The following is a 1952-nucleotide window of genomic DNA, read 5'->3' as shown; positions in this document are numbered from 1 at the left end:
AGTGGTGGGCTATGAATACATCAAGCCCCTTTGCCCTTTCACTTTCCGTCTTTAATCTTTTCCTCTGTGATCTCAGTGTTCTCTGTGGTGAATAAATCACTTAAAACAATTTTACCACCGAGGGCACCGAGGCGCTTCGCTACACCGAGAAGAAAAAGCCACGAGCAGTGGGTAACAACTGGCGAGCTATGAATACACCTAGCCCCTAGCCACTTCCCTAGCACCTAGCATTTTCCTAATACCTTTGCCCTTTTACCTTATTACTTGCAACTATGCACTACGCGCCTAATCACTCCCAAATAAGTCGCGTGTATATACTTTATCAGCAACATCATTAAGCTCTGCAACCATACGGTTAGAAACTACAACATCTGCAAGCTGTTTGAATTCATTAAGATCTTTTATTACTCGTGAATTAAAAAAGGCCTCTTCTTGCAATGCTGGTTCATATACAACCACTTCTATACCTTTAGCCTTAATACGCTTCATAATGCCTTGAATTGCAGAGGCTCTAAAATTATCAGACCCTGTTTTCATCACTAAACGATATACACCTACTACTTTAGGGTTGCGTTTAATAATTGAGTTAGCAATAAAATCTTTACGGGTAGTATTGGCGTCAACTATTGCGCCAATCATATTATTAGGTACATCTTTATAGTTAGCTAATAGTTGCTTAGTATCTTTAGGTAAGCAATAACCGCCATAGCCAAATGATGGATTATTATAATGATTGCCAATACGCGGATCTAAACTAACACCTTGTATAATTTGCTTTGCATTTAAGCCATGGCTTTCAGCGTAGCTATCAAGCTCATTAAAATAGGCAACTCGCATAGCAAGGTAAGTATTAGAGAATAGCTTAATGGCCTCAGCTTCGGTTGAGTCAGTAAACAAAATCTCAATATCTTGCTTTATTGCGCCTTGAGCAAGTAAATTAGCAAATGTTTGCGCACGCTCACTTTGCTCACCAACAATAATACGCGATGGATACAAATTGTCATGCAATGCTTTACCTTCACGTAAAAACTCTGGCGAAAATATGATATTGTCAGTGCCAAACTTTTCTTTAACCGATTGAGTGTAACCTACTGGCACTGTCGATTTAATTACCATAGTGGCCGTAGGGTTTATTTTTATAACATCTTTAATAACCGACTCAACACTATTGGTATTAAAATAGTTGGTTTCTGGGTCATAATCGGTAGGTGTAGCAATAATAACAAATTCAGCGCCAACTAATGCTGACTCTTTGTTAGTTGTAGCGGTAAAATTAAGCTGTTTATTTTGTAAAAAATCACTAATTTCAACATCTACAATAGGAGACTTCTTACCTTTTAAAAGAGCAACTTTTTGCTCATCTATATCAAGCGCAACAACTTTATTATTTTGCGCAAGTAACATAGCGTTCGATAGGCCTACATAGCCAGTACCAACCACTGTTATTTTCATTTCTTGATTCCTTTAATTTCTATATTTTGCTTCCTAGCACTAAGCTTAACATGCCTAGAACTACGATTATAAATTTTTGGGCTTCGAGCTTATCAAACAGCTTAATGCTCTTTTTCACAAAGAGAAGTGAATGAGAAAAGCCACGGGCTATAAATACAACTAGTCACTTCCCTAAAGCCTTTAATCTTTCCTCTTCGTGAACTCTGTGGTGAATAAATCATTTAAAACCATTTTTACCACCGAGGGCACCGAGGCGCTTCGCGCTACACCGAGAAGACAATTTTAAAACAAGTGCCTAGTCACTTCTTTAACCCCTAATTCTTTAACCTTTCCTCTGTGAACTCTGTGCTCTCTGTGGCGATAAATAAATCACTTAAAACCATTTTTACCACCGAGGGCACCGAGGCGCTTCGCGCTACACCGAGAAGACAATTTTAAAACAAGTGCCTAGTCACTTCTTTAACCCCTAATTCTTTAACCTTTCCTCTGTGAACTCTGTG

1 protein-coding gene is annotated in these 1952 nt (G+C 38.5%); it reads right to left on the bottom strand.

Going from position 1 to position 1952, the window contains the following annotated elements:
• Nucleotides 1–285 precede the first annotated feature (285 nt).
• Entirely contained in the window at nt 286–1452 is a 1167-nt protein-coding gene (locus HHO47_RS18890) for a nucleotide sugar dehydrogenase (protein ID WP_169021684.1), read from the bottom strand.
• Between the last annotated feature and the right edge of the window lie 500 nt (nt 1453–1952).

It is taken from the genome of Pseudoalteromonas arctica (assembly GCF_012927645.1).
Classification (GTDB): Bacteria; Pseudomonadota; Gammaproteobacteria; order Enterobacterales; family Alteromonadaceae; genus Pseudoalteromonas; species Pseudoalteromonas arctica_A.
This window is presented reverse-complemented; position numbering and strand designations above follow the sequence as displayed.

Bases quoted from the DNA above. Each gene is read 5' to 3' on its own strand.
- HHO47_RS18890 (WP_169021684.1), bottom strand. From the start codon at position 1,452: ATGAAAATAACAGTGGTTGGTACTGGCTATGTAGGCCTATCGAACGCT.